This window comes from Mesorhizobium sp. M0910 (assembly GCF_040319465.1).
GTDB lineage: Bacteria > Pseudomonadota > Alphaproteobacteria > Rhizobiales > Rhizobiaceae > Mesorhizobium.
This window is the reverse complement of record NZ_JAMYNZ010000005.1, coordinates 294,721-314,363: the sequence shown is the minus strand read 5'-3', so window position 1 is coordinate 314,363 and position 19,643 is coordinate 294,721. Positions and strand designations below refer to the sequence as shown.

Annotated in this window: 19 protein-coding genes; 15 read left to right on the top strand and 4 right to left on the bottom strand. The window is 61.2% G+C overall.

Annotated elements, in window-relative coordinates; genetic code table 11:
- Positions 1 to 79: 79 nt before the first annotated feature.
- On the top strand, positions 80 to 406 hold the full coding sequence (gene clpS / locus NKH78_RS15250) for an ATP-dependent Clp protease adapter ClpS (protein ID WP_023717744.1): 327 nt from the start codon (positions 80 to 82) through the stop codon (positions 404 to 406).
- A 6-nt stretch (positions 407 to 412) separates the two neighbouring features.
- Positions 413 to 2,881, top strand: coding sequence for an ATP-dependent Clp protease ATP-binding subunit ClpA (gene clpA / locus NKH78_RS15245; protein WP_023674922.1), 2,469 nt, complete (start codon positions 413 to 415; stop codon positions 2,879 to 2,881).
- 94 nt (positions 2,882 to 2,975) lie between these two features.
- Here the strand turns inward: clpA and NKH78_RS15240 are convergent, their stop codons facing one another.
- The 4 genes from NKH78_RS15240 to NKH78_RS15225 all read right to left on the bottom strand — a co-directional run bounded on the left by NKH78_RS15240 (position 2,976) and on the right by NKH78_RS15225 (position 5,989).
- Positions 2,976 to 3,407, bottom strand: a complete 432-nt coding sequence (locus NKH78_RS15240) for an HIT family protein (protein ID WP_352736550.1) — start codon at positions 3,405 to 3,407, stop codon at positions 2,976 to 2,978.
- A gap of 119 nt (positions 3,408 to 3,526) precedes the next feature.
- Positions 3,527 to 4,741, bottom strand: a complete 1,215-nt coding sequence (locus tag NKH78_RS15235; protein WP_352736548.1) for a GNAT family N-acetyltransferase — start codon at positions 4,739 to 4,741, stop codon at positions 3,527 to 3,529.
- Positions 4,742 to 4,781: 40 nt separating this feature from the next.
- The gene (locus NKH78_RS15230) at positions 4,782 to 5,510 is read right to left on the bottom strand and encodes a glycerophosphodiester phosphodiesterase (protein ID WP_352645639.1); all 729 of its coding nucleotides are present in this window, start codon (positions 5,508 to 5,510) and stop codon (positions 4,782 to 4,784) included.
- Positions 5,511 to 5,524: 14 nt separating this feature from the next.
- Positions 5,525 to 5,989 (bottom strand): RidA family protein, encoded by a 465-nt coding sequence (locus NKH78_RS15225; RefSeq protein ID WP_352736547.1) that lies wholly within the window; start codon positions 5,987 to 5,989, stop codon positions 5,525 to 5,527.
- A gap of 138 nt (positions 5,990 to 6,127) precedes the next feature.
- Here NKH78_RS15225 and NKH78_RS15220 point away from each other — a divergent pair, with 138 nt between their 5' ends.
- The 13 genes from NKH78_RS15220 to fabZ all read left to right on the top strand — a co-directional run bounded on the left by NKH78_RS15220 (position 6,128) and on the right by fabZ (position 19,642).
- Positions 6,128 to 6,955, top strand: a complete 828-nt coding sequence (locus NKH78_RS15220) for a cell envelope integrity EipB family protein (RefSeq protein ID WP_023674927.1) — start codon at positions 6,128 to 6,130, stop codon at positions 6,953 to 6,955.
- A 135-nt stretch (positions 6,956 to 7,090) separates the two neighbouring features.
- Positions 7,091 to 8,389 (top strand): lysophospholipid acyltransferase family protein, encoded by a 1,299-nt coding sequence (locus NKH78_RS15215; RefSeq protein WP_352736545.1) that lies wholly within the window; start codon positions 7,091 to 7,093, stop codon positions 8,387 to 8,389.
- A 43-nt stretch (positions 8,390 to 8,432) separates the two neighbouring features.
- Complete coding sequence (locus NKH78_RS15210) at positions 8,433 to 8,711, top strand: DUF4031 domain-containing protein (RefSeq protein ID WP_352508484.1); 279 nt, start codon at positions 8,433 to 8,435, stop codon at positions 8,709 to 8,711.
- A gap of 204 nt (positions 8,712 to 8,915) precedes the next feature.
- Positions 8,916 to 9,713 carry a 30S ribosomal protein S2 gene (gene rpsB, locus NKH78_RS15205; protein WP_254817316.1) on the top strand — a complete coding sequence of 266 codons (798 nt, stop codon included), beginning with the start codon at positions 8,916 to 8,918 and terminating at the stop codon, positions 9,711 to 9,713.
- Positions 9,714 to 9,832: 119 nt separating this feature from the next.
- Positions 9,833 to 10,756: a translation elongation factor Ts gene (tsf, locus tag NKH78_RS15200; RefSeq protein WP_352883186.1), complete on the top strand. Its 924-nt coding sequence runs from the start codon at positions 9,833 to 9,835 to the stop codon at positions 10,754 to 10,756.
- Positions 10,757 to 11,165: 409 nt separating this feature from the next.
- On the top strand, positions 11,166 to 11,888 hold the full coding sequence (gene pyrH, locus NKH78_RS15195) for a UMP kinase (RefSeq protein ID WP_023674934.1): 723 nt from the start codon (positions 11,166 to 11,168) through the stop codon (positions 11,886 to 11,888).
- 96 nt (positions 11,889 to 11,984) lie between these two features.
- Positions 11,985 to 12,539: a ribosome recycling factor gene (gene frr / locus NKH78_RS15190; RefSeq protein ID WP_084640965.1), complete on the top strand. Its 555-nt coding sequence runs from the start codon at positions 11,985 to 11,987 to the stop codon at positions 12,537 to 12,539.
- A gap of 32 nt (positions 12,540 to 12,571) precedes the next feature.
- Positions 12,572 to 13,294 carry an isoprenyl transferase gene (locus tag NKH78_RS15185; RefSeq protein WP_352508486.1) on the top strand — a complete coding sequence of 241 codons (723 nt, stop codon included), beginning with the start codon at positions 12,572 to 12,574 and terminating at the stop codon, positions 13,292 to 13,294.
- Between the two features lie 3 nt (positions 13,295 to 13,297).
- Positions 13,298 to 14,131 carry a phosphatidate cytidylyltransferase gene (locus tag NKH78_RS15180; protein ID WP_352736544.1) on the top strand — a complete coding sequence of 278 codons (834 nt, stop codon included), beginning with the start codon at positions 13,298 to 13,300 and terminating at the stop codon, positions 14,129 to 14,131.
- Positions 14,132 to 14,235: 104 nt separating this feature from the next.
- Positions 14,236 to 15,378 carry an RIP metalloprotease RseP gene (gene rseP / locus NKH78_RS15175; protein ID WP_352736543.1) on the top strand — a complete coding sequence of 381 codons (1,143 nt, stop codon included), beginning with the start codon at positions 14,236 to 14,238 and terminating at the stop codon, positions 15,376 to 15,378.
- Between the two features lie 217 nt (positions 15,379 to 15,595).
- On the top strand, positions 15,596 to 17,947 hold the full coding sequence (gene bamA / locus NKH78_RS15170; protein WP_352883183.1) for an outer membrane protein assembly factor BamA: 2,352 nt from the start codon (positions 15,596 to 15,598) through the stop codon (positions 17,945 to 17,947).
- 179 nt (positions 17,948 to 18,126) lie between these two features.
- Complete coding sequence (lpxD, locus tag NKH78_RS15165; protein WP_352645647.1) at positions 18,127 to 19,185, top strand: UDP-3-O-(3-hydroxymyristoyl)glucosamine N-acyltransferase; 1,059 nt, start codon at positions 18,127 to 18,129, stop codon at positions 19,183 to 19,185.
- The gene (gene fabZ / locus NKH78_RS15160) at positions 19,178 to 19,642 is read left to right on the top strand and encodes a 3-hydroxyacyl-ACP dehydratase FabZ (RefSeq protein ID WP_023674942.1); all 465 of its coding nucleotides are present in this window, start codon (positions 19,178 to 19,180) and stop codon (positions 19,640 to 19,642) included. Before lpxD ends, fabZ begins: the two co-directional genes overlap by 8 nt.
- Position 19,643: the final 1 nt, after the last annotated feature.

The following is a 19,643-nucleotide window of genomic DNA, read 5'->3' as shown; positions in this document are numbered from 1 at the left end:
ATGTCGAGCATGCATGAGGATTCGAAAGAGGCAGGACTACGTGACTACAGGTTTGACTGCCACGAGCTACGTGGTGCGAATGCAGAACGGCAGCAACGGCAATGAGGCCGGTCGCGGCACGGCCGTCATCACGCGCACAAAAACCAAGACCAAGAAGCCCAGTCTGTATCGGGTCCTCATTCTTAACGACGACTACACACCCATGGAATTCGTGGTCCACGTGCTGGAGCGCTTTTTCCAGAAGGACCGCGAAGCCGCCACACGCATAATGCTTCATGTTCACAATCATGGGGTGGGCGAGTGCGGGGTCTATACATTCGAGGTGGCCGAGACCAAAGTGTCTCAGGTCATGGATTTCGCCCGACAGAATCAGCATCCGCTGCAATGCGTGATGGAGAAGAAGTGAGGTAACATGCCGGCTTTCTCCCAAGGCCTGGAAAAGGCGCTTCACCAAGCGCTGACGCTCGCCAATGAGCGGCACCATGAATATGCAACCCTTGAACATTTGCTGCTCGCCCTGATCGACGACACCGAGGCGGCGGCCGTCATGCGTGCCTGCAACGTCGATCTCGACGAGTTGAAGCATACGGTTCTCACCTATATCGACACCGAGCTCGACAATCTCGTCACCGGCTACGATGAAGATTCCAAGCCGACTGCCGGTTTCCAGCGCGTCATCCAGCGCGCGGTGATCCATGTGCAGTCGTCAGGCCGCGAAGAAGTGTCCGGCGCCAACGTGCTCGTCGCCATCTTCGCTGAGCGTGAGAGCCACGCCGCTTACTTCCTGCAGGAACAGCAGATGACCCGCTACGACGCGGTCAACTACATCTCGCATGGCATCGCCAAGCGGCCCGGCGCTTCCGAGACGCGTACCCCGCGCGGCGCCGACGACGAGCAAGGCAGCCAGAGCGGAGCCGAGCCGCAAGAGGAAGGCGGCAAGAAGAAGCAGCAGCAGGACGCGCTGACTGCCTATTGCGTCAACCTGAACAACAAGGCCAAGGCCGGCAAGATCGATCCATTGATCGGTCGCGAGAGCGAGATCAACCGGACCATCCAGGTGCTGTGCCGCCGCTCCAAGAACAACCCGCTCTATGTCGGTGATCCCGGCGTCGGCAAGACGGCTATCGCCGAAGGCCTCGCCAAGCGCATCGTCGAGGGCGACGTTCCCGAAGTGTTGCACAATGCCACCATCTTCGCGCTCGACATGGGCACGCTGCTGGCCGGCACCCGCTATCGCGGCGATTTCGAGGAGCGGCTGAAGCAGGTCGTCAAGGAGCTCGAGGATTATCCCGGCGCCGTGCTGTTCATCGATGAAATCCACACCGTGATCGGGGCAGGGGCCACCTCCGGCGGCGCCATGGATGCATCGAACCTGTTAAAACCCGCACTGTCGTCCGGCGCCATCCGCTGCATCGGCTCGACCACCTACAAGGAATTCCGCCAGTTCTTCGAGAAGGACCGCGCGCTGGTGCGGCGCTTCCAGAAGATCGACGTCAACGAGCCGACGGTCGAGGACGCCATCGAGATCATGAAGGGCCTCAAGCCTTATTTCGAAGAGTTCCACAAGGTCCGCTACACGAGCGAGGCGATCAAGGCTTCGGTCGAACTCTCGGCGCGTTACATCAACGACCGCAAGCTGCCGGACAAGGCGATCGACGTGATCGACGAGACAGGTGCCTCACAAATGCTGGTGCCGGAAGCCAAGCGCAAGAAGACCATCGGCATCAAGGAGATCGAAGCGACGATCGCCACCATGGCGCGCATCCCGCCGAAGACGGTTTCCGCCGACGACGAGAAGGTGCTGCAAGGCCTCGACATCGAGTTGAAGCGTGTCGTTTACGGCCAGGACACCGCGATCACAGCGCTGACCTCGGCCATCAAGCTGGCGCGGGCCGGCCTGCGGGAACCGGAAAAGCCGATCGGCTCGTACCTGTTCTCGGGCCCGACCGGTGTCGGCAAGACGGAAGTCGCCAAGCAGCTCGCCGCCTCGCTCGGCGTGGAGCTGATCCGCTTCGACATGTCGGAATATATGGAACGCCACACCGTTTCGCGGTTGATCGGCGCGCCTCCCGGCTATGTCGGCTTCGACCAGGGCGGCCTTCTGACCGACGGCGTCGACCAGCATCCGCATTGCGTGCTGTTGCTGGACGAAGTCGAGAAGGCGCATCCGGACCTGTTCAACATCCTGTTGCAGGTCATGGACCACGGCAAGCTGACTGACCATAACGGCAAGCAGATCGACTTCCGCAATGTCATCCTGATCATGACCACCAATGCGGGCGCATCCGATGCGCAGCGCGCGGCGATCGGTTTCGGTTCGACCAAGCGCGAAGGCGACGATGTCGAGGCGATCAACCGGCTGTTCACGCCGGAGTTCCGCAACCGTCTCGATGCGATCATTCCGTTCGGCTCGCTGCCGGTGCCGGTCATCCATCAGGTGGTGCAGAAGTTCGTCATGCAGTTGGAAGCGCAGCTTTCCGAGCGTGGCGTGACCTTCGACTTGTCGCAGGATGCAATCGCATGGCTGGCCGACAAGGGCTATGACGAGCGCATGGGCGCCCGGCCGCTTGGCCGTGTCATCCAGGAGCACATCAAGAAGCCGCTGGCCGACGAGGTGCTGTTCGGCAAGCTCAAGAAGGGCGGCACGGTGCGTGTCACCGTCGAGAAGAAGGAAACCGGCGAGACCGGCCTGAAGCTCGAATCGCTCGCCGACGAGGCGCCGGTGAAGCCGAAGAAGGAAGAGCCGGACGACGTGCCGAAGGCCAAGAAGGCGGTGGCAAAGAAGCCCGCCGCGAAAAAGGCGGTGGCGCAGAAGCCGGAGCCCAAAGGTAAGGACGGCGGCAAGCGCAGTCTCGTGCCGCAACTGCCGCGTAAGAACTGACGAACCAGCCAGTAAAAAAGCCCCGGAAACGGGGCTTTTTTTGTGACACCCTCCGGTTAAGCACCCGGCGCCCGCTGGAGCGGTTTGCGCCGGTTCAGCTTGCCAGCGCCATCCGTATCTTGCCGGCGTTCTGGGCCAGGACTTCAGGCTTTTCCATCTGTCCGCTGTGCGGTTTCAGGGGAATGCCCTCGAAGCGCGGAATGACATGGACGTGAAGGTGAAAGACAGTCTGCCCCGAAGCTGGTTCGTTGAACTGCATAACCGTGACGGCATCGGCATCGAAGGCCTTCTTTACGGCCCGCGCAACTTTCTGGACGTGAGCGAAGAGCGGGCCAAGCACCGCCGGATCCGCGTCAAGCAGGTTGCGCGACGGCGCTTTCGGCACCACCAGCGTGTGACCCTGTCCTTGCGGCATCACATCCATGAAGACAATGACCGCGTCATCCTCGTAGACGCGGTGCGAAGGGATTTCTCCGCGCAGGATTTTGGCGAAGATGTTGCTGCTGTCGTAGGTTGCTTCGGCCATGGCGCGCCCTCCGGTTCTTGGCTCGCTGTCTCGTGTAGCGAAGCTGTTCCGGGCGGGCAAGATGATCGATCGACATCGGCCATGCGGGCCCGCGCGGCTGAGCGATTGGGCTCGCTACCCTACTCCGCCATGTCCTTTCGGAACGGGGTGTGCTCTTCCAGATATTCGCTCATCCGCTCGACTTCGCGCCGCTCGCGCTGGAGGTAGTCGGCCACTGCATTGCGCAGACCTGGATGGGCGATATAGTGCGCCGAATGCATCGTCACGGGCCGGTAGCCGCGCGCCAGCTTGTGCTCGCCCTGAGCACCGGCTTCAACCACCTTCAGCTTGCGCGAGATGGCGAAATCGATTGCCTGATGGTAGCAGACTTCGAAATGCAGGAATGGGTGGTCCTCGATGCAGCCCCAGTTGCGGCCGTAGAGCGCGTCTGAGCCGATGAAGTTGATGGCGCCCGCTATGTAGCGTCCGTTGCGTTTGGCCATGACCAGCAGGATGTCGTCGGCCATGCGCTCGCCGATTAGGGAGAAGAAATCGCGGTTGAGGTAGGGCCGGCCCCACTTCCTGCTGCCGGTATCCATGTAGAACGCGAAAAAGTCGTCCCAGGCCTTTTCGGTCAGATCCTTGCCGGTCAGCCAGTCGATCGAGATGCCGTCGGCGAGCGCCTCGCGCCGCTCTTTCTTCATTGCCTTGCGCTTGCGCGACGCTAACGTCGCGAGAAAATCGTCATAGCTCGAAAAACCTTCGTTGAAGAAGTGAAACTGCTGGTCGGTGCGATGCAGGAAACCGGCCGCCGCCAATATCTGGACATCGTCCTCCGGCGCGAAGGTGACATGGGCGGAAGACACGCCGAGCTTATCCGTCACCGCCTTCAGGCCGGCCGCAAGACCGGCCTTGACGGTGGGACTGTCCTCGCCCTTGCCGACCAGCAGGCGAGGGCCGGTGACGGGCGTGAACGGCACCGCGCATTGCAGCTTCGGATAGTAGCGCCCGCCGGCGCGTTCGAATGCGTCCGACCAGCCATGGTCGAATACATATTCGCCCTGGCTGTGCGACTTCAGATAGCAGGGGACCGCCCCGAGCAGCTTGCCTCGGGCGGTTTCCAGCCTCAGGTGATGGCCTTGCCAGCCGGTGCGCCGAACAGCGCAGCCGGAATCTTCCAGCGCGCTCAAAAAGGCAAATGAAACAAGTGGGTTGTAGCCGTTTTCTGCATCGCCGCGTGTAGTGCCGCCGAAGCTGTCCCATTCAGCGCTGGTAAAGGCCCCGATGCCCGCTGCGATGCGGATCGACAGCTCCGCGTTCGCCGTTTGTCTTTCGCAGTCGTCCCCTTGATCCATGAGGCTTACTTAAGCTCGCTGTGGACCCATACAAGCCCGCTCAAGCAAGCCGTACCAGATCTGGCTCGAATCCTTCGAACGTCATCTGGTCGGCATATTTGAAGGTCAGCTCGACGGCAGGCTGGTCATGCACGGTCCAGGTGATCACCGGCATGCCGAGTTTTTCTCGCACGAAGGAGACGAACCGGTTCGGCAGGTCGCCGGCGGCGTAGGAGGTGAAGGCGATGTCATGCGCCAGCATGGCGAAATGCGCCTCGATCAGGTGGTTGTCGTTGCCGTAGGCGGTCAAACCGCCGGGTATGCCGGGAGCATATTTCGGGAACTCACGGATCAGCCAATGGTCGAACGACATGATCGCAGCCTTGCCGTTGTATTGCTTGAGCATCTTGCCGACGCTTTCGACCAGGCCTTCGTCGTGCCCGGCAGCTCCTTTCAGCTCGACAACCATCGGCACACGGCCGTCGACCAGATCAAGCGCCTGCTGCAGCGTCGGCAGATGGTCAGCGGTGCCGCCGACCTTCAGCGCGGTGATCTCGGCAGCCGTACGCTGCCAGACGAAGCCGTTTTCGCCGGTCAGCCGCCGCAGATCGCCATCGTGGATGATGACGGGGACGCCGTCGGAAGACAGGTGCACGTCGCATTCGATCGCGTAGCCGCGCTCGGCCGCCGCGGCGAAGGCGGAAAGGGTGTTCTCCCAGCGCGTCTTGTTCATGTCGTGGAGGCCGCGATGGGCGACGGGCCGGGCGGTCAGCCAGGAAAGATCGGTCATCGTTGCAGTCCCGGTCATTCGACTTCGAAGATCGCTTCGATTTCCACTGCGGCATTAAGCGGCAGGGAGGCGGTGCCGACGGCGGAGCGGGCGTGCTTGCCGCGACCGCCGAGCACCGCGGCGAGAAAATCCGAGGCACCGTTGGCTACCAGATGCTGTTCGACAAAATCCGGTGCCGAGGCGACGAAGACGGTGATCTTCACCAAGCGACGGATTTTCTCGAGATCGCCAAGTGCTGCCTGGGCTTGCGCCAATATGTTGATCGCACAGTATTTTGCGGCTTCCTTGCCGGTCGCGGTGTCGACATCGCGGCCAAGTAGTCCGCTCGCCTGGAGCTTGCCGTCCTTGAGCGGCAACTGCCCGGCGGTGAACAGCAGATTGCCGGTCCTGCAATAGGGCACGTAATTGGCGGCGGGCGCGGCGGCGGCCGGCAGCGTCACGCCGAGACCGCTTAGCCGCTTTTCGATTGTTTCGCTCATGCTATTTCCCTATTGCTTGAAGGTGCCGCGCAGGCCGGGCCGAAATTGCTATTTTTGCCTCGCTTCCGCCACGACTTTTTTTAAGCTGGACCATCTTTCCATGCGGCCTGCCATTAGCCGCGATGATCGGAGCACCCCATGCGCGCAACGCGCCTCGCATTCAACGCCGTTCTCTTGACAGCGGCTTCCTGGGCGGCTCCCGCTTTTGCGGTGCCGGCGCTGCAGGCGCATCGCGCGGTTTACGACATTTCACTCGACAAAGCCTCCGACCGCTCCGGCATCACCGGCATCACTGGCCGCATGGTCTACGAGTTCAACGGCTCGCCTTGCGAGGGCTATACGGTAAAGTTCCGTTTGGTGACCCAGATCGTAACCAGCGACAACACCAGGCTGACCGACCAGCAGATGACCACCTTCGAGGATGCCGAGGGCAAGACCTTCTCCTTCGTGAATAAGTCCTTTGTCGACCAGAACCTCGACAAGGAGGTCAAGGGGACTGCAACGAAGGAGGCCAACGGTCTCAAGGTCGATATCGACAAGCCCGAGAAGAACAGCTTGGAACTCGCGCCGACCCAGTTCCCGACCCAGCAAATGGTCGAAATGATCGGCAAGGCGGAAAAGGGCGAGCGTTTCTACGAAACCAACCTGTTCGACGGCTCTGAGGATGCCAACAAGGTGGTGACCACCACCGTCGTCGTCGGCAAGCAAGCCGATGCCGACAACGCCGATCCGGAAGCGCCGGCGCTGGCCAAGCTCGCCACCGACAAATACTGGCCGGTCGACATCGCCTATTTCGATGATGCCGACAAAGGCGGCGAGGAGGTGCCGGAATACCGGATCAGCTTCAAGCTGCACAAGAACGGCATCACGCGCGATCTCGTCATGGACTATGGCGAGTTCTCGATGACCGGCAAACTGGTCAATCTGTCGCTGTTCGATCAGCCAAAGACCTGCCCGTCGAAATAGGCTCGAACCAACGACAAGCCGCCGGCCGCTATCCGGGATAGTAGCGCTTGATCTTGCGGGGCGTGTCGTATCGACTTGACCATGCCGCAATTGGCTATCATCGTCTTACGACGGTAAGCGCCGTGGGGGAGCAGGTTGAGCAGGATCGACGTTTTTGTGGCGCCGCGGCCCAATGCGACGCTGATCAAGGCCATGACGTTCGTCAACCGAATTGTCATGCTGCACGGCATTCCAGGCTTTCGCGACCTGTTGCCGTTCAACCGTCTGGCCGGTTTGCGCGGCGTCGCCAATGTCCGCCACATCGATTTTCCGGAGGATGACCGGCAAAGGCTGAAGGCTTGTTGCGGTGCGGGCAAGGCGACGTTCATCACGCCCAACCATCCCGAATTCTTTACCGACTGGATGATCGACAAGGAGGTCGTCTCGCGGGTAAGCCCGCTGGCGGCATCCTGGGCCACGCACGGCGTCGTCAACGGGCTTGGCCGGCTGATGCAGAAATTCTGGTTGGCCAACAATCTGATCGCGCAAATCCCGGGCAACAGCGCGGCCGCCAAGGAACATTCGGTGGCCTGGGCGCTGAAGGGGCACGGCGTGCTCCTACATCCCGAAGGCGGTGTCGGCTGGCATGCCAACATCGTTGCCCCGCTGCTGCCGGGGGCGGTCGAAATGGGGTTCGAGGCGCTGAAGCGCGGCCGCCTGATGGATCCGGATTTCAAGGTTTGGATCGCGCCCGTGATCTGGAAGCTTGCTTTCACGGGGAATGTCGAGGCAGCGCTGGCAAAGGAATGCGCCTATGTCGAGCACAGCCTGAAGATCGAACGCCGTGCCGGCAATACGCTGCCGGAGCGCGTCCATCACACCTATGCGACGCTGCTGTCGCGGGATGAGGCTGCATGTGGCCTTCAGCCTGATGAGCGGGCGCTGTACGGCGCGCGTCAAAAAAACCTGCTTGCCGAACTCGGCCGTCGCCTTGCTGACCTTGTTTCGGCCGACGCCGGCACGCTCGACGGTTCAGAGCTTTTGCGTCGGTCACGCCGCTGGCTGCGGGAAAATACGGACGACACCGGACGGCAGAAGCAGGTCCGAATGCTGGCGGATGCAATCCAGCGACTGCAGCGTGTCGGGTCGTGGGCTTCAGCCAATCCGCGCATCACGCAGGAGGAGATCGCCGAACATTTGAAGCGAATCCGCAACGATTATTGCCGGGGTACGCTGCGCGATACGGTCAACCGTTTCGTGCCGCAGCCGGCAGGCCCGCGCCGCGCCTATGTCCGGGTACCGGAGCCGCTAGGCTTGCATGCCTATCAAGGTTCCGTCGAGGAGGCACTCGCCGAACTGCACGACCGCATGCAGGAGACCGTCACCAGGACGATGACGCAACTCGAGGCCGGCGGCGCCTTCATTTTCTATGCCAATCCCTTCTATCATCGTTAGCGGCGTGTTGGTCGGCGCAAGATGAAGGAGTGCGGCAAACCTCATGGCGGTCTATGTCGATGCGGCGATCTGGAAATGGGTCGGCCACCGCTGGTGTCATCTGCTGGCAGACGATACCGACGAGCTGCATCGCTTCGCCGCGCAACTCGGCGTCAAGCGCTCGTCCTATCAAGGGCCGCCCAAGACATCGGCGCCGCATTACGACATAACCGGGTTGGAGCGTGACCGCGCAGTGCGGTTAGGCGCCATCGAATGCACCCGCGAGGAGATCGTCGCTGTTTTCCGGCGTGTGCGGGTGCCGAAGGGGAAGATGCGACAATGACACCGGTGCGCTGATCGCCGCACGCTGAGCCGCAAGACGCCACAGCGCTTGCGTTTGTCGCGCTTCCCCTCTATATGCGCGCTCATTCCACACACGGACTTTGGTGTCTGCCCGGGAGAAATCCGGCTGAAACCTCCGGTGGCGTTTGAGGACAAAGTCCAAAAATGCCTGTGTCCGTGGAGGCTAACCGGAAAGGAAATAAGAATGGCTCTGCCTGATTTCAGCATGCGCCAGCTATTGGAAGCTGGTATTCACTTCGGCCACCAGACCCACCGCTGGAACCCGAAAATGGCGCCCTATATCTACGGCGCCCGCAACAACATCCACATCATCGACCTCTCGCAGACGGTGCCCTTGCTGCACCAAGCGCTGAAGCAGGTTTCCGACACTGTTGCCAAGGGCGGCCGCGTGCTGTTCGTCGGCACCAAGCGCCAGGCCTCCGACATCGTCGCCGATGCCGCGCAGCGCTCGGCCCAGTACTATGTCAATTCGCGCTGGCTCGGCGGCATGCTGACCAACTGGAAGACGATCTCGAATTCCATCCAGCGCCTGCGCAAGCTCGACGAGATGCTGGCCGGCGAGGCTCAGGGCCTGACCAAGAAGGAGCGCCTCAACCTCGATCGCGAGCGTGAGAAGCTCGACAAAGCGCTGGGCGGCATCAAGGATATGGGTTCGACGCCCGATTTGATGTTCGTGATCGACACCAACAAGGAAGCGATCGCCATCCTCGAGGCCAAGCGTCTCGGCATCCCGGTCGTTGCCATCATCGATTCCAACTGCGACCCGGACAAGATCGACTTCCCGATCCCCGGCAATGACGACGCGGCCCGCGCCATCCAGCTGTATTGCGATCTGATCGCCAAGGCAGCTATCGACGGCATCGCCCGTCAGCAGGGCGCGCTCGGTGTCGATATCGGCGCATCGGTCGAGGCTCCGGTCGAGCCGGCGCTCGAGCAGACCCCGGCCGCCGAGAGCCCGGCAGCCCAGACCCCGGAAGCATAGTAGCGAAGGCCGGCTGCGGCCCTCATCTTTCCAATATGTTGGCGCGGTAAGCGCTACCGGCACCAGGCGCATCATCGAAAATCGATGGTGCGTCAGTGCATTTAGACAAAGAGGCGACAATGAGCATTTCGGCTGCACAGGTCAAAGAACTCCGCGACTTGACCGGCGCGGGCATGATGGACTGCAAGGCGGCGTTGAACGAGACCAACGGCAATATGGAAGAAGCCATCGACTGGCTGCGCAAGAAGGGCATTTCCAAGGCCGACAAGAAGGCTGGCCGTACCGCTGCCGAAGGCCTGATCGGCGTCGATTCGGGCGTCCGCGAGGCAGCGATGGTCGAGGTCAATTCCGAGACGGACTTCGTTGCCCGCAATGCTGCGTTCCAAGAGATCGTCGCCAACGTCGCGAAGGTCGCGCTTGCCTATGGCGGCAAGACCGAGGCCGTTGCCGCTGCTCCCTATCCGGGCTCGGGCAAGTCGGTCGCCGAGACCATCAAGGACGCCGTCGGCACCATCGGCGAGAATCTGGGCTTCCGCCGCTCGGCCAAGCTCACCGTCGAGCACGGCGCTGTCGCAACCTATGTTCACAATGCGGTCGCGGACGGCCTTGGCAAGCTCGGCGTGCTGGTGGCCATCGAGACGACAGGCAACGCGCATGCCGCGAACGCCTTTGCCCGTCAGGTTGCCATGCATGTCGCTGCCACCAATCCGATGGCCTTGACCACCGAAGAGCTCGATCCGGCCGCGGTGGAGCGCGAGAAGGCGATCTTCGCCGACCAGGCACGCCAGTCCGGCAAGCCAGAAGCGATTATCGAGAAGATGGTCGAGGGCCGTTTGCGCAAGTTCTACGAAGAGGTCGTGCTGCTCAAGCAGGCTTTCGTGCTCAATCCCGACATCACCGTCGAGAAGGCGCTGAAGGATGCCGAAAGCGAGATCGGCGCGCCAGCCAAAATCGCTGCCTACCTGCGCTTCGCGCTCGGTGAGGGCATCGAGAAGGAAGAGACCGATTTCGCGGCGGAAGTCGCGGCAGCGGTCAAGAAGTAAACTATTCGTTTAAAAGTCTTTTTCGGCCGGGTGTCCGCGAGGATGCCCGGCCGATTCTTGCGCGGCGTAGGATCAACTCAAGGACGACCTCGGCGCGCTCGATTTCGACATTGCGCAGGACCTTCGGGCACGGCTCGATGCGGTGAGCCGGTCTTTCACACCCTTTTTCGTATTCGTTCTTCGGCTCGGAAATACAGGATGGCCTTACCGGAGGTCAGACAGTCGGTGACAAGCCGGCTGGCAACATGCCGAACCCGTTCATGCAAGGTGCTTTTGCCGTGTAAGCTGAAGCTGGAAGAGAGTTTTCGGGCTCGGGCGCCGCGTGACATCGTGGCGCCCTTCGTGTATCGGAACGCCCAGTGTTTCGGGGCGCACCGAAACGCGTCACACGCACGATGACGAGGACCAGATGACGGTGAAGCCCCTCTACCGACGTGTCTTGCTGAAAGCATCGGGCGAAGCGTTAATGGGCGAGCAGCATTTCGGCATCGACGTATCGGTGGTCGACCGCATCGCCGCCGACATCGCCGAGGCCCGCGCATTGGGCATCGAAGTCGGTGTCGTCATAGGGGGCGGCAACATCTTCCGTGGCGTCGCAGTCGCGTCAAAAGGCGGAGACCGCGTCACCGGCGACCATATGGGCATGCTTGCCACCGTCATCAATTCGCTGGCGCTGCGCACCTCGCTCAACAAGATCGGCGTCGACGCCGTGGTGCTGTCGGCGATCGCCATGCCCGAGCTTTGCGAAAGTTTTTCGCAGCGTCAGGCGACCGCCTACATGAACCAGGGCAAGGTCGTTATCTTCGCCGGCGGCACCGGCAATCCGTTCTTCACCACCGATTCGGCTGCAGCCCTTCGCGCCGCCGAGATCGGAGCCGATGCTCTGTTCAAGGGCACCCAGGTCGATGGTGTCTATTCGGCTGATCCCAAGAAGGACCCGCACGCGACACGTTTCGAGCGGATCAGCCATGACGAAGTCATCAAACGCGGGCTTTCGATCATGGATACGGCGGCGATTGCACTTGCGCGCGAAAACAACATTCCGATAATCGTCTATTCGATCCACGAGAAGGGTGGTTTCGGCGATATCCTGAGGGGTGGCGGCCGTTGCACGGTCGTCGCAGACGATTGACCGGACCATGAACCCGAAAGGGATCGGTTGCGGATGAGGCTCGAACAGGGCTTACCCTAAGCAGTGAACCCGGGTTAACGGGTCGAGGAGACGATGATGAGTGGCGAATACGACGATCTCAAACGGCGCATGGACGGGGCGATCGCCGCGTTCAAGCATGATCTGGCTTCGCTGCGCACCGGTCGCGCGTCGAGCAACCTGCTCGATGCCGTCCAGGTGCAGGCCTATGGCACCACCATGCCGATCAACCAGGTGGCAACAGTGTCGGTTCCGGAACCGCGCATGATTTCGGTTTCGGTCTGGGACAAGTCGATGGTCAGCGCGGTCGACCGTGCCATCCGTGAAGCCAATCTCGGGTTCAATCCTATCGTCGACGGTACCAATCTCAGGATTCCGCTGCCCGAGCTCAACGAACAGCGCCGCAAGGAGCTGGTGAAGATCTCGCACGGTTATGCCGAGAATGCCCGTGTCGCCGCACGACACGTTCGCCGGGACGGCATGGACTTTCTGAAAAAGGCGGAAAAGGACGGCGACATCAGTGAGGACGACCATCGCAAACGGGCCGACCAGGTTCAGAAACTGACCGACGAGACAATCAGCACCATCGACCACCTGCTTTCCGACAAGGAAGCGGAAATCATGCAGGTCTAGGGTCTGGCCACGGCTGGCCCGGAAGTGAGAACATGGCAACGCCCGCGCATGTCGCGATCATCATGGACGGAAACGGACGCTGGGCCAAGGCGCGCGGCTTGCCTCGGCTGGCTGGTCACCGCGCCGGCGTTGAGGCGCTGCGCAAGACAGTGCGCGCCGCCCCCGGCCTCGGCATCTCCTTCCTGACCGTCTACGCTTTTTCGTCGGAAAACTGGTCACGACCGAAATCTGAAGTCAGCGACCTCATGGGCCTGCTGAAGCTTTTCATCCGACGTGACCTCGCCGAGCTGCACCAGAGTGGGGTGCGGATCAGGGTCATCGGTGACAGGGCAGGGCTGCAGCCCGACATAAGGGGCCTGCTTGAGGAAGCCGAAACGCTCACTCTCCGCAACGAAGCGCTGACGCTGGTCATTGCCTTCAATTACGGCGGGCGCGACGAGATCGTGCGCACCGCGCGCAAGCTCGCAGCTGCGGTGGCGCGCGGTGAGATCGACAGCGAGGCGATCACGGCCGAGTCCTTTGCCAGCTCGCTCGATACAGAGGGCATTCCGGATCCGGAACTGGTCATCCGCACCAGCGGCGAGCTTCGGCTGTCGAATTTCCTGTTATGGCAGGCTGCCTATAGTGAACTCGTTTTTCTGCCTTGCTATTGGCCCGACTTCAGTCGCGAGCACCTGTCCGATGCACTGCGCGATTTCGCCGGCCGCGAGCGCCGCTTCGGCGGACTTGCCGCCCAAGATGTCGCCTCAGGCTGAGGAATGAGCAACCTCCAGCTTCGGGTCATTTCGGCCGTCGTGCTTGCCGTCGTCACGCTTGGCTTGACCTGGCTCGGCGGACTGCCCTTCCGGTTGCTTTGCGCTGCCATGGCGGCGGTGATCTTCTACGAGTGGACGCGGATGAGCCGCCCCGTTGCCCCGGCAGGTGCTGGTGCTATGGCAGGTCTCGGCTTTCTGCCCGAGGCGCTGATCGTGGTCTTTATTGGTGCCCTCGTCGCCGGCCTGCCTGCGCCTTTGCTGCTGCCGCTCGTGGCGGCTCTGGTTGCTGTCACTGCCATCGCGGCGTCGATGCGCAAGGCAGGACCGTGGGAAGCATCCGGCCTTGCCTATGCGGCCGTGTCGGGCTTGTCGCTGGCCTTCTTGCGTGATGGCGACTATTCAGGGCTGCTGGCCATTCTGTTCCTATTCGCCGTGGTTTGGGCGACCGATATTTTTGCTTATTTCGTCGGCCGCTCCGTCGGTGGCCCAAGGCTGGCGCCGTCGATCTCGCCGGGCAAGACGCGGAGCGGGGCGCTCGGTGGGGTGGTCGGCGGCGTAGTGGCCGGTCTGCTTCTGGCCGCAGTAGCCGGAACGGGCAACCTCGCCGTGCTTGGCGTGGTCGCACTGGTGCTTTCGATCGTCGCGCAGGCCGGCGACCTGTTCGAATCATGGGTCAAGCGACGCCACGGCCGTAAAGATTCCGGTACGCTGATACCCGGCCATGGCGGCATCATGGATCGGGTCGATGGGCTTGTCGCGGCGGCTTTCGCCCTATACGTCATCGGCTGGATTTCCGCGACCGCCGACCATCCGGCACAGGGGCTGTTTCCGGTTTGAACGGCATCGTCGGTGGGCCGGCACGAGGCTGCGTCATGGATTCGCCTGGATTGATGTCACAGTCGCGGCGTGATCTGCGCCGTGGATGAATTTGAGGGCATGAATTGAACGAGATTCTTCACGCGGTTTTCAGCACGGACGGCCTTGTCCTCGGCACGCTGGTGCCTTTCCTGTTCGTGCTGACCGTGGTCGTGTTCGTCCACGAAATGGGCCATTACCTCGTCGGCCGCTGGTGCGGTATCGGCGCAAAAGCCTTTTCGATCGGTTTCGGCCCTGAGATCATCGGCTTCAACGACAGCCGAGGCACCCGCTGGAAGCTTTGCGCCATACCGCTCGGCGGCTACGTCAAGTTCGTCGGCGATATGAACGCGACGTCGAGCCAGCCCAGCTCGGAGGAGGTCGAGGCGCTGAGCGACGACGAACGCAAGGTTGCCTTCCACACGCAGCCGATCTGGAAGCGGGCGGCGACCGTCGTGGCGGGGCCGCTGTTCAACTTCCTGCTGACGATCGCCGTCTTTGCCGTGCTGTTTTCAATATATGGCCGGCCGGTATACGAGCCGATGGTGGCTGAAGTCACCGCAGGCAGTCCGGCAGCGGCGGCCGGCATCATGCCCGGTGACCGATTCGTCAGCGTCGACGGCAGCAAGGTCGAGACCTTTGCCGACGTCCAGCGTCTGGTTTCGGGCCGCGCCGGCGACAGCATCACCTTCGTTATGTTACGCGGCGGCAAGGAAATCACCGTCACGGCGACGCCGCGTTTGATGGAACAACAAGACGCATTGGGCAACAAAGCCCAGGTGGCCGTGATCGGCGTCATCAACAACAAGGAACTCGGCCAGCCGCGGCTGATCACCTACAGCCCGGCCGGGGCAGTCGGGGCGGCCGTCCAGGAAACCGGACACGTCATCCAGCGCACCGGCCAGTTCCTGCAGCGTTTCGTTGTTGGCCGCGAGGACAAGTGCCAGCTGGGCGGGCCCATCAAGATCGCCAAGATGTCGGGCCAGGCGGCAAAGCTCGGCTTCGAATTGCTCGTCCAGCTTGTTGCATATCTGTCAGTCGGGATAGGAATTCTCAATCTTCTGCCGATTCCCCCTCTCGACGGAGGGCATCTTCTGTTCTACGGCGTGGAAGCTGTCATCCGACGGCCGGTGTCCGAACGGATGATGGAAATGGCTTATCGGAGCGGCCTCATCCTGGTGCTCGGCTTCATGGGTTTTGTTTTCTGGAACGATCTGTTTGGGTGCTGAAATCATGAAGAAATTTGGCTTCAGCGCGACCAATGTTGAGACGCCGTTTACCATGCGTGGGGATATGCGTGACGCGAAAGCCACGCCACAGGGTTAAGTAAATACAAATTAACCAGAAGCCTTGCGTGTAGGGAAAATCCGGTTAATACGGTAGGGGAAATTACCGCACGTCCGGTTTTCTCGCCGTGGGGACTTCGAGAAAAGGTACAAAAGCCCGATGAAGGCAGCATCCAAGTTTCTGAGCGCCGCGTCCGCGGTGGCTATATCCGCTGCTCTGGTTGTACCAGGCGCGCTCGCAGTGCAGTTCGTTGCCACATCGGCCGCCGAGGCGGCTGTCGTCTCCAGAGTTGAAGTCACCGGCAATCAGCGTGTCGACGCGGACACCATCCGCAACTACGTGACAATCAAGCCCGGCAAGGCGTTTTCCAGCTCCGACATCGACGATGCGGTCAAGGCGCTGTTCGGCACCGGGCTGTTTTCGGACGTGCAGATCAACCAGGTCGGATCGACGCTGGTCATCAAGGTTTCGGAGTACCAGGTCGTCAACCAGGTGCTGTTCCAGGGCAACAAGAAGCTCAAGGACAACGCGCTTGCAGCCGCTGTGCAATTGAAGCCGCGCGGCACCTTCTCGCAACAGCAGCTCGACGCCGATGTCGAGGCGGTCAAGGCCGCATACCGGCGTATCGGTCGCGACGATGCCGCCGTGACCACCCAGATCATGGATCTCGGCGACAACCGGGTAAACGTGGTCTTCAACATCAACGAAGGCGGCCGCACCCAGATTGCGGCGATCAATTTCGTCGGCAACAGCGCCTATTCGAGCCGCCGTCTGTCGGACATCATCTCCACCAAGCGCTCGTCCTTCCTGTCGTTCGTGCTGCGCGACGATGTTTATGACGAGGACAAGCTGCGCGCCGACCAGGAGCTGCTGCGACGCTTCTATTATAATCACGGCTATGCCGACTTCCAGGTCGTCTCGGCTGTCGGCGAACTCGACGACACAACCAACAAATACACCGTTACCATCACGGTGCAGGAGGGCGAGCGGTATACGTTCGGGGACGTCAGCGTCGAAAGCACGATCCCCGAGGTCGACAGCAAGTCGCTTGAATCGGTGGTCGAGACCCATAAGGGCGATGTCTATAACGCCAAGGATGTCGAGGACACGATCATCGCGCTGACCGAAAAGGTCGCCGGTTCTGGTTATGCCTTTGCCCAGGTGACGCCGCGCGGTGACCGCAACTTCGAAAACCACACCATCTCTGTCGTTTATACGATCGACCAGGGCACCAAGGCCTATATCGAGCGCATCGAGATCCGCGGCAACGATCGGACGCGCGACTACGTCATTCGCCGCGAGTTCGATGTCAGCGAAGGCGACGCTTTCAATCAGGTTCTCATCCAGCGCGCGAAGAGGCGGCTGGAAGCGCTTGATTATTTCGAGAAAGTCGAGATTTCCACCGTTCCGGGCTCTGAGCCTGATCAAGTCGTACTGGTGGTCGACGTGGTCGAGAAATCGACCGGTGAGTTCTCGGTCGGTGCCGGTTATTCGACTGGTGGCGAGACGGCTGGTCCGTCCGTCGAAGGTTCAATCAGTGAGCGCAACTTCCTCGGCCGCGGCCAATTCATCAAGGTGGCGGCTGGCGGCGGCAAGAACTCGCGCGACTACAGCTTCTCGTTTACCGAACCGTACTTCCTTGGTCGCCGTATCGCTGCCGGATTCGACATCTACAAGCAGACTCGAAACTATGACCATTACGATAGCGACACGACGGGCGCGACAGTGCGCTTCGGCCTGCCGATTACCGACAACATCTCGACGCAGCTCGCGTATAATATCGCTCAGGAGAAGTATGAGTTCGACGAGGACTGCGACCCTGCCACCTGCGATGTCTCTCAGGCGATTATAAACGGTGTCGAAGAGAGTCCGTGGCTCAAATCGTCGGTTAGTCTCGGCCTGGTTTACAATACCATTGACGACATGAAGAATCCCCATGAAGGCATTTTTGCCAACGTCGGCACGGAAGTGGCTGGCGTGGGGGGCGACGCCAAGTTCATCAAGGTGACAGCGCGCGGCAGCATTTATCAGACGTTGTCCGAACAATTGGATCTGGTAGGCCTCATTTCTGGCGGTGCCGGCCATGTCCAGGGATATGGCAGCGGCGACCTGCGTGTCTTCGACCATTTCCAGAGCAGCGATCGAATGATCCGCGGTTTCGAATATGGCGGCATCGGTCCGGTTGCCTCGGACAACAGCAATGACCATCTCGGCGGCACCACTTACTTCAATGCCTCGGCGGAAGCGCAGTTCCCGCTGCCGGTCATCCCGGAAAGCTTCGGTTTGCGCGGCGCGGTATTCGCCGATGCGGCAACGCTCTACGGCAGCAAGATTGCCTCCAACCTCGTCAATCAGTCGACGACCGGCATGGAATGGCGCGCTTCTGTCGGCGTCGGCTTGATGTGGGCATCGCCTTTCGGCCCGATCCGCATCGACTATGCGATCCCGGTCAAGAAGGAAAAGACCGACGACGTGCAGGAATTCAACTTCGGCATATCGACCCGCTTCTGATGTGCGGGTAACGATGCTTCCGGCTCGTTTGGATCCGGATGGCAGTGATCCGACACTACAGCGCAGCGCGTCCTATCGGACGCTCAAAGAACGTTGTAGCAATTTGATTTGCGCATGATCCTTTCCGAGGATCGATTTCCGATTTCGGGGTCATGCGCTAGCTGGATATTGCTTCTGGAATGACCGATCCGGTGTTCTTCGCGCCCTCACGCCGGTATACGGCCGGCGAAGTCGCGAATCTGACCGGCTCGATGCTTGTCGATTCCGCTCTCTCCGATGTTTCGATCGACGCTCTGGCTCCCGCCAACGAAGGCGGCGAGAACGCTCTTGTCTTCGTCGATGGCAGACGCAATTTCGCCCTGATGCAGTCACTGCGGGCGGCAGCGGTTCTCTGCCCTGCCGAATTTGCCGGCAAGGCGCCGGCGGGCATCGCGGTTCTGGTGCATCCGCGCCCGCAGCAGGCTTTCGCAATGGTCGGGCGCCTGCTTTTCCCAGCGGCTGCGACACCTGGACCGATGACCGGCGAAACCGGTATCTCGCCGCACGCCCATATCGATGCGACTGCCCATGTCGAGCCCGGTGCGATCATCGAAGCGGGAGCGGTCATCGGACCGCGCGCTGCCATCGGCAGCGGAACCGTCATTGCCCCTCATGCGGTCATCGGTCCTTCCTCCCAGATTGGCCGCGACGGCTATGTCGGTCCAGGCGCCAGCGTGCAATATGCATTGATCGGCAATCGCGTCATCATCCATGGCGGCGCCAGGATCGGCCAGGATGGCTTCGGCTTCGTGGCCGGCGCCAAGGGTCCGGAGCGGGTTCCGCAGATCGGCCGTGTCATCATCCAGGACGACGTCGAGATCGGGTCGAATACGACCGTCGATCGCGGCGCCATGTCCGACACGATCATCGGCCAGGGTACCAAGATCGACAATCTGGTGCAGATCGCGCACAACGTTCGCATCGGCCGCAATTGCATAATAGCCGGGCTTTCGGGTATTTCCGGTTCAGTGACGATAGGCGACAACGTCACCATGGGTGGCGGCGTCGGCCTTGCGGATCATTTGACCATCGGGTCCGGCGCCAAGCTTGCGGCAAGAAGCGGGTTTATGAGCAATGTGCCTGCCGGTGAGATTTGGGGAGGATATCCGGCGCAGCCGATGGCGGAAGCCATGCGCGAGATAGCAGCCTTGCGCAGACTTGCACGGACGCGCAGACAGGGTGAGGGGGGAAATGGCTGACATCGCAGCGGCGACGCTCGAAGCGGTTGACATAATGCGGCTGATGAAGCTCCTGCCGCACCGCTATCCGTTCTTGATGATCGACCGTATCGTCGACATAGATGGCGACGAATCCGCAATCGGCATCAAGAACGTCACCATAAACGAGCCGCATTTCCAAGGTCATTTCCCTGACCAGCCGGTCATGCCCGGCGTGCTGATCATCGAGGCGATGGCGCAGACGGCCGGCGCCATCTGCATCCGCAGCCTTGGTACGGAAAAGCCGTCGCTGGTTTATTTCCTGACCATCGACAATGCCAAGTTCCGCAAGCCGGTCGTTCCAGGCGACCAGCTGAAAATTCATGTGAAGAAAATCAAGAAACGCGGCAATCTTCTCAAATTCGCTTGCGAGGCCCTCGTCGATGGCGCCAAGGCGGCGGAAGCCGAGATCTCGGCGATGATGGTCGCAAGCGGCTGAC

Coding starts and splice junctions, on each gene's coding strand:
- NKH78_RS15240 (WP_352736550.1), bottom strand. CDS start 3,407: ATGGCCGAAGCAACCTACGACAGCAGCAACATCTTCGCCAAAATCCTG.
- NKH78_RS15220 (WP_023674927.1), top strand. CDS start 6,128: ATGCGCGCAACGCGCCTCGCATTCAACGCCGTTCTCTTGACAGCGGCT.
- NKH78_RS15180 (WP_352736544.1), top strand. CDS start 13,298: ATGAGCAACCTCCAGCTTCGGGTCATTTCGGCCGTCGTGCTTGCCGTC.
- NKH78_RS15225 (WP_352736547.1), bottom strand. CDS start 5,989: ATGAGCGAAACAATCGAAAAGCGGCTAAGCGGTCTCGGCGTGACGCTG.
- NKH78_RS15185 (WP_352508486.1), top strand. CDS start 12,572: ATGGCAACGCCCGCGCATGTCGCGATCATCATGGACGGAAACGGACGC.
- fabZ (WP_023674942.1), top strand. CDS start 19,178: ATGGCTGACATCGCAGCGGCGACGCTCGAAGCGGTTGACATAATGCGG.
- NKH78_RS15210 (WP_352508484.1), top strand. CDS start 8,433: ATGGCGGTCTATGTCGATGCGGCGATCTGGAAATGGGTCGGCCACCGC.
- NKH78_RS15235 (WP_352736548.1), bottom strand. CDS start 4,741: ATGGATCAAGGGGACGACTGCGAAAGACAAACGGCGAACGCGGAGCTG.
- frr (WP_084640965.1), top strand. CDS start 11,985: ATGAGTGGCGAATACGACGATCTCAAACGGCGCATGGACGGGGCGATC.
- clpS (WP_023717744.1), top strand. CDS start 80: ATGCAGAACGGCAGCAACGGCAATGAGGCCGGTCGCGGCACGGCCGTC.
- tsf (WP_352883186.1), top strand. CDS start 9,833: ATGAGCATTTCGGCTGCACAGGTCAAAGAACTCCGCGACTTGACCGGC.
- clpA (WP_023674922.1), top strand. CDS start 413: ATGCCGGCTTTCTCCCAAGGCCTGGAAAAGGCGCTTCACCAAGCGCTG.
- bamA (WP_352883183.1), top strand. CDS start 15,596: ATGAAGGCAGCATCCAAGTTTCTGAGCGCCGCGTCCGCGGTGGCTATA.
- pyrH (WP_023674934.1), top strand. CDS start 11,166: ATGACGGTGAAGCCCCTCTACCGACGTGTCTTGCTGAAAGCATCGGGC.
- rpsB (WP_254817316.1), top strand. CDS start 8,916: ATGGCTCTGCCTGATTTCAGCATGCGCCAGCTATTGGAAGCTGGTATT.
- lpxD (WP_352645647.1), top strand. CDS start 18,127: ATGACCGATCCGGTGTTCTTCGCGCCCTCACGCCGGTATACGGCCGGC.
- NKH78_RS15230 (WP_352645639.1), bottom strand. CDS start 5,510: ATGACCGATCTTTCCTGGCTGACCGCCCGGCCCGTCGCCCATCGCGGC.